The organism is Mycobacterium sp., from assembly GCF_008709575.1.
GTDB lineage: Bacteria > Actinomycetota > Actinomycetes > Mycobacteriales > Mycobacteriaceae > Mycobacterium.
Genome location: NZ_VYIK01000054.1, coordinates 21,133 through 28,148, shown reverse-complemented (window position 1 = coordinate 28,148; position 7,016 = coordinate 21,133). Strand labels below are relative to the sequence as shown.

The window sequence follows — 7,016 nt, the reverse complement described above, 5'->3', positions numbered from 1 at the left end:
CTTCTACCGCACCAGTGTTCTCCCGTACCTGCACTGACCGCCAGCGGGGCGATCAGCACCGCGGCATGTCTGGTCCTCGATTCCTTGACAACCCCGCAGCACCCTGCATAATTATCTGCGTATGCATGCAAATAGTGAGACGGCCCGGTTGCCGGACGACCAGGTCAGCCTGGTCGTCGAGGTGTTCCGGATGCTGGCCGACGCCACCCGCGTGCAGATCTTGTGGGCGCTCGCCGAAAGCGAGATGTCGGTCAACGAACTCGCCGAGCATGTGGGGAAGCCGGCGCCGTCGGTCTCCCAGCACCTGGCGAAGCTGCGCATGGCCCGTCTGGTGCGAACCCGCCGCGACGGAACCACCATCTTCTACAGCCTGGAAAACGACCACGTCCGCCAGCTCGTGGTTGACGCCGTGTTCAACGCCGAGCACGCCGGCCCGGGGGTTCCGCGGCATCACCGCGACGAGACCGGGTTGCAGGCCGTCGCCCAACCCACCAGACACCCGAGAGGATGATCATGACCGAACCGCACACCCACGAGGCACCGCACAGCCACGAGCACGAACATTTCGGCGTCACCCACGCCCACCCGCACACCGAGCATCAGCACGACCACGTCGAGCACGAACACCCCCACGCCCACGAGGACGGCACCGAGCACACCCATCCGCACGTGCATCAGGTCGGTCTGGTGGAAGCCCACGGCCATACTCACTGAGAGCAGCGCGCGTCAGACCCTGGGGCAATAGTGCTTCGGGTTGTCGCGCTCGTCAGCCGGTGGCAGGTTGCGTGCCGGTGTGTGCACCAGCGGGCTGTCAGCCGGGATCCGGCCGCTGGCCCGGTCCAGCCCCGCGCGCGCCCGCGGATGTTTACGGTAGCGCGGGGGCACACACGCGAACACCAACCGCACGATGTCGCCGAAGCGCCGGTGGAGCCACTCGTCGCGGCGCGACCAGGTGTAACCCATCAGCTCGCGCACCGGCGGGTCGTAGAGACCGACGGTCACCCACACGAAGAACGGCGCCAGCAACTTGCGCTGGACGGCCCACAGCCAATCTGGCATCCATTGCGCGAAAGGGGGTTTCGGTAAGTCGGTCATGTCGAGCACCTGGCGCGCGGCCCGATTGTCCTCCAGCACTTCGCGGCACATGTGGTCCCAGTAGACCCTGAACTCCTCCCAGCTCTTCGGCACCGGCCGCATACTCATGCCGTACAGCCGGTACCACTGGATGTGCTCGTCGAACAGCCGGCGCTTCTCGGCATCGGTGATCCCGCCGCAAAACCGATCGGCCACCAGCAGGGTGCCGACGAAAAACGTGGCGTGGGCCCAGTAGAAGACGTCGGGGTTCAGCGCGTGGTAGCGGCGGCCCCGGGCGTCGATGCCCTTGATGTCGATGTGATAGTCGCGCACCTCGGCGGCGGTCGTCGGGGCACGGTCGCCGTCGAAAACCACGCCGCCGATCGGGTAGAGCGATCGCAGCAGTCGCGGCCAGCGTTCCCGAAAGAAGGTCGAGTGGTCTTCGACCGCCGCGCCCAACTGCGGGTGCATGTTCTGCATCGAGCCTGCCCAGGGGCCCTGCAGCATGCCGCGCCAATCGCCGAAGTATTTCCAGGTCAGCGAGTCGGGGCCGAGCGGTCGCGGCGGGGCGTCGTAGCCCGGCGAGGACACCGGGCAGCCGGCCGCCACCCCGGCATCGGGGTCGGCGGCTTGGCTGGCCAGCGGGTAGGCCTCAGACGTATCGTGAGTCATTGGTGAGGTTTCCTGTCGGGCGTCGACACGCCTTGACTACATGCGTTGTCACTACCAGACCTTAGGAGTCCCGTGGCGTCCGGTCAACAACGGCGACGTTGGTCGGATGTCCCGTTGGAGCATCGCGCGGCCCTGCGCCGGAACGAGCTCGTCGCTGCCGGGGTGCAATTGCTCGGCGACCCGGGCGGCCCGACGTTGACCGTGCGTGCGGTGTGCCGCCAGGCGGGACTGACCGAACGCTATTTCTACGAAAGCTTCGCCGACCGTGACGAATTCGTCCGCGCCGTGTACGACGACGTGTGCACCCAGGCGATGTCGGCGCTGATGTCGGCCACCACGCCGCGGGAGGCCGTCGAACGATTCGTCGGGCTGATGGTCGACGATCCGGTGCGCGGGCGGGTGCTGCTATTGGCTCCGACGGTGGAGCCGGTGCTGGTCCGTTCCGGCGCGGAATGGATGCCCGGCTTCATCGAACTGCTGCAGCGCAAGCTGACCCGCATCGGCGACCCGGTGCGTCAGCACATGGTAGCCATCAGCCTGATCGGCGGGCTGACCGCGCTGTTCACTGCCTATCTGGACGGCCGGCTGAGGGCCACCCGCGAGCAGTTCGTCGACTACTGCGTCGAGATGCTGCTCGTCCCAGCGACGACACCGTGAATCGCAGGACGCGCCCGCACCGATGCAAAGCTTGATGATACCGATGTACACAGATATATTGACTGGAACTGCTGGACACAGATAACCGGGAGGCGCTGTGCCGGATCCGCAAGACCTCGATCTTTTGCGTGAACTCGAGCCGGTTGTCGAGAAGAACCTGAACCGGCACCTGAGCATGCACAAGAACTGGAACCCGCACGACTACATCCCGTGGTCGGACGGCAAGAACTTCTACGCGCTGGGCGGGCAGGACTGGGACCCGGAGCAATCCAAGCTCTCCGATGTCGCGCAGGTGGCGATGGTCCAGAACCTGATGACCGAGGACAACTTGCCGTCGTATCACCGCGAGATCGCGATGAGCATGGGCATGGACGGCGCCTGGGGGCAGTGGGTGAACCGCTGGACCGCCGAAGAGAACCGGCACGGGATCGCGTTGCGGGACTACCTGGTGGTGACCCGAGCAGTCGACCCGGTCGAGTTGGAGAAGTTACGCATCGAGGTGGTGAACCGGGGCTTCAGCCCGGGCCAGAACCGTCAGGGCGACCTTTTCGCCGAGAACATCTTCGACTCGATTCTGTATGTGACCTTCCAGGAACTCGCCACCCGGGTCTCGCATCGCAACACCGGCAAGGCCTGCGAGGACCCCATCGCCGATCAGTTGATGGCCAGGATCTCTCACGACGAGAACCTGCACATGATCTTCTACCGCGACACCAGCGAAGCCGGGCTCGAGATCGCGCCAAATAAGGCCATGAAGGCGCTGCACCGGGTGCTGCGGAACTTCAAGATGCCCGGCTTCACGGTGCCCGAGTTCCGCCGCAAGGCGGTGATGATTGCCGTCGGCGGCGTCTACGACCCGCGGATTCACCTCGACGAGGTCGTGAAGCCGGTACTGAAAAAGTGGCGAATCTTCGAACGCGACGACTTCACCGGCGAGGCCGCCCGGCTCCGCGACGACCTCGCCGTGCTGATGGGGGAACTCGAGGTGGCCTGCGACAAGTTCGAGCTGTCCAAGAAACGCCAACTCGAGCGGGAAGCCCGCACGTGCAAGAAGGTCACCGCCCGCGAGCTGCACGACACCAAAGGCAAGCTGACCCTGAGCCGACGGTAGCCGGCGTTGCGCATCGGTTCGATCACGCTCGCCAGCCCGGTCGTGCTCGCCCCGATGGCGGGTGTGACCAACGTCGCATTTCGGACACTGTGCCGCGAATTTGGTTCGATGCGTGGCGACCCGCTGCGCCCGGCTCCGCCGCGCTTGCGATCGCCACGAGAGCAGGCCAAGGTCGGCACGGTCAGCGGGCTGTACGTCTGCGAGATGGTCACCGCTCGCGCGCTCGTCGAGCGGAACCCGGCCACCCTGCACATGACGACGTTCTCCCCCGGCGAATCGCCGCGTTCATTGCAGCTCTACACCGTTGACCCGGCCACCACCTACCGGGCCGCCAGGATGATCGCCGACGAAGGCCTGGCCGATCACATCGACATGAACTTCGGCTGCCCGGTGCCCAAGGTGACCCGACACGGCGGCGGCGCGGCACTGCCGTACAAGCGGCGGCTGTTCGGCCAGATCGTCGCGGCGGCTGTACGGGCCGTCGCCGGCACCGACATCCCGGTGACCGTCAAATTCCGGATCGGAATCGACGACGAGCACCACACCCATCTCGACGCCGGCCGCATTGCCGAAACCGAGGGGGCGTCCGCGGTCGCGCTGCATGCCCGCACCGCGGCCCAGCGCTACTCCGGGGCCGCCGACTGGGAGCAGATCGCCCGGCTCAAGCAACACGTCCGTACCATCCCGGTGCTGGGCAACGGCGACATCTTCACCGCCAGCGACGCGCTGACCATGATGGCCACCACCGGCTGCGACGGGGTGGTGATCGGGCGCGGTTGCCTGGGCCGGCCCTGGCTGTTCGCCGAGCTGTCGGCCGCCTTCACCGGAAGCCCGCCACCCGCCCCGCCGACCCTGGGCGAGGTCGCCGATATCATCCGTCGGCACGGCAGGCTGCTCGCCGACCACTTCGGCGAGGACAAAGGCATGCGCGACATCCGCAAACACATCTCCTGGTACCTGCACGGTTTTCCCGCCGGACCCGAGCTGCGGCGCGCGTTGGCCCTGGTCAACACCCTTGCCGAGCTGGATGCCTTGCTGGCGCAGCTCGACGCCGCGGCGGAATTCCCGGCAGTCGGCGCAGGGCCGCGTGGCCGGCAGGGATCACCGGCCCGGGTGGCGTTGCCCGAGGGCTGGCTCGCCGACCGCGACGACTGCACGCTGCCGGCTTTGGCGGACATCGCGGGATCCGGTGGCTGAATCGAGCGCTCCGACTAAATCGAGACGGTTGCGAAATCGCGTTTCCGCCTGCCGCTGGTTACCATGTGAAATCTGCGCGCTCCGACGGATTCGGGGAACGCCAACCTGTGGCGCCGCCAACGCCGGCGCTGCGCTGATGCATGCGAAGGACACGCTCATCAGAGTTTCGGAGGCCGCTAGACCATGAGCGACGGCGACGCTTACGCCCCGTCTGCGCGTCGGCACGGCCCAGACGCCGGCCGTGGGACACCCGGCCACACCGACACGACGCGGGCCTCACTGGGGATTGCGCCGTGGGAACGGTTCGCAGCGGTGCCGGTCGCCGGTGCTCACCGGTGGACCCCGGAGCCCGAGCCCGCCGATGCCGAGTCGACCGGCTCTCACACCGACGGCGAACTGACGGTCGCCGACCTGATCGCGAAGCTCGGCGCCTCCGCCACGGGTCGCACCAGCCACCGCCGAACGGCCACCCACGCCGAGCCGACCGAGCCGGATTACCACGCCTATGCCGTGTCGGCGTCGACAGCGTACGCCTCCGAGTTGCCCGACCTGGACATTGCTCACCGCGTGCCGCGCGACGCCGGCCATCCGCGGGCCGAACGCAGCGCGGTGGCGCCCCAGACACCGAGCCGGGTGTTGCCGGCGCGGATCGTCGGCGACCCGGATGCCGCGCAGTCCCCGCCGGCGAGACGCAACCGTGGGCGTCGTCCCCTGTTGATGGCCGGGCGCGCGGTGGCGGGCTTGATCGCCGTGCTGTCGCTGGCCCTGACCGGCGGGGCGTGGCAGTGGAGCGCCTCGAAGAACAACCGGCTCACCACGGTCAGCGCGCTGGACCCGCACTCGCACGACATCGTTGATCCGCAGGCGCAGTACGGCGACGAGAATTTTTTGATCGTCGGCATCGACTCCCGCGCCGGGGCCAACGGCGAGATGGGCGCCGGCGACACCGAGGACGTCGGGGGCGCCCGGTCGGACACGATCATGCTGGTCAACATCCCGGCGAACCGCAAACGCGTGGTCGCCGTTTCGTTCCCCCGCGACCTGGCGATCACGCCGATCCGCTGCGAAGCGTGGAACCCCGACACCGGCGCCTACGGCCCGCTCTACGACGAGGAAACCGGCAGATACGGCCCCCGCTACGTCTACACCGAGACGAAACTGAACTCCACCTTCGCCTTCGGCGGGCCCAAGTGCCTGGTCAAAGAGATCCAGAAGTTGTCCGGTCTGGCGATCAACCGGTTCATAGCGGTCGACTTCACCGGGTTCGCCAAGATGGTCGACGCACTCGGCGGCGTGGAGGTCTGCACTTCCGGGCCGCTGCGCGACGACGAGCTGGGCACGATCCTCGACCGCGGCGGACACCAGGTTGTCGACGGGACGACGGCGCTGAAATACGTGCGCGCCCGCCATGTCACCACCGAGAGCAACGGGGACTACGGGCGCATCAAACGGCAGCAACTGTTCCTGTCGTCGTTGCTGCGGTCGCTGATCTCCAAAGACACCTTCTTCTCGATGAGCAAGCTGAACAACGTGGTCGACATGTTCATCAGCGACAGCTACGTCGACAACGTCAAGACCAAGGACCTGGTCGACCTCGGTCAGTCGGTGCAGGGGGTCTCTGCCGGCCACATCACCTTCGTGACGGTGCCCACCGGCGTGACCGACGAAAACGGCGACGAGCCACCGCGCACCGCCGACATGCGGGCGCTTTTCGACGCCATCATCAACGATGACCCGCTACCCGGCGAGCACGATCAGAACGTCCGGGCGTCACGGTCGGCCCCGGCCCCCACCGAAACGGCTCCGGCAAGTCCTGCCCCGCAAGCCCAAAGCGAACGGGTCCAGACAGTGGCGACCGCGCCGCAGGACATCACCGTGCAGGTCTCCAACTCCACCGGTAAGTCGGGTCTGGCCACCACGGCAACCAGCGAACTGGAGAAGCGGGGTTTCAACGTCATGGCGCCCGACGACTATCCGAAATCGCTGAATTCCACCACGGTGCGGTTCGCGCCCGGCAACGAGCAGGCCGCGGCAACGGTGGCGTCGACGCTGGCCACATCGAAGGTGCAGCAGGTTAACGGGATCGGGCAAGTGGTGCAGGTGATCCTGGGCCCGGACTTCTCGTCGGTGCAGGCTCCGCCCCCCAGCGGTTCGACGGTCAGCGTGCAGGTCGAGCGCACCCCCAAGAGTACGCCGACCAAGCTGCCCGACGACTTAACCATCACCAACGCCGCGGACAACGTCTGCGAGTAGCCGCATTGACAGCAGACATACACGACACGCTCACAGAACGTTCATTTGACAC

At 66.9% G+C, this 7,016-nt stretch carries 7 protein-coding genes; 6 read left to right on the top strand and 1 reads right to left on the bottom strand.

Going from position 1 to position 7,016, the window contains the following annotated elements:
• Positions 1-121: 121 nt before the first annotated feature.
• Positions 122-511, top strand: coding sequence for a metalloregulator ArsR/SmtB family transcription factor (locus F6Q13_RS13035; protein WP_293057021.1), 390 nt, complete (start codon positions 122-124; stop codon positions 509-511).
• A 2-nt stretch (positions 512-513) separates the two neighbouring features.
• Positions 514-714 (top strand): zinc transporter Slc39a7, encoded by a 201-nt coding sequence (locus F6Q13_RS13030; protein WP_293057018.1) that lies wholly within the window; start codon positions 514-516, stop codon positions 712-714.
• A gap of 12 nt (positions 715-726) precedes the next feature.
• On the opposite strand, the gene F6Q13_RS13025 is transcribed toward F6Q13_RS13030, so the two are convergent.
• Positions 727-1,746, bottom strand: a complete 1,020-nt coding sequence (locus tag F6Q13_RS13025) for an oxygenase MpaB family protein (RefSeq protein WP_293057016.1) — start codon at positions 1,744-1,746, stop codon at positions 727-729.
• A 72-nt stretch (positions 1,747-1,818) separates the two neighbouring features.
• On the opposite strand from F6Q13_RS13025, the gene F6Q13_RS13020 reads away from it, so the two are divergent.
• The 4 genes from F6Q13_RS13020 (at position 1,819) to F6Q13_RS13005 (ending at position 6,964) form a co-directional block, all read left to right on the top strand.
• Positions 1,819-2,403 (top strand): TetR/AcrR family transcriptional regulator, encoded by a 585-nt coding sequence (locus tag F6Q13_RS13020; protein ID WP_293057014.1) that lies wholly within the window; start codon positions 1,819-1,821, stop codon positions 2,401-2,403.
• 97 nt (positions 2,404-2,500) lie between these two features.
• Positions 2,501-3,514, top strand: a complete 1,014-nt coding sequence (locus tag F6Q13_RS13015; RefSeq protein WP_293057012.1) for an acyl-ACP desaturase — start codon at positions 2,501-2,503, stop codon at positions 3,512-3,514.
• A 6-nt stretch (positions 3,515-3,520) separates the two neighbouring features.
• Positions 3,521-4,711: a tRNA dihydrouridine synthase DusB gene (gene dusB, locus F6Q13_RS13010; protein ID WP_293057010.1), complete on the top strand. Its 1,191-nt coding sequence runs from the start codon at positions 3,521-3,523 to the stop codon at positions 4,709-4,711.
• 183 nt (positions 4,712-4,894) lie between these two features.
• Positions 4,895-6,964: an LCP family protein gene (locus F6Q13_RS13005; protein WP_293057008.1), complete on the top strand. Its 2,070-nt coding sequence runs from the start codon at positions 4,895-4,897 to the stop codon at positions 6,962-6,964.
• Positions 6,965-7,016: the final 52 nt, after the last annotated feature.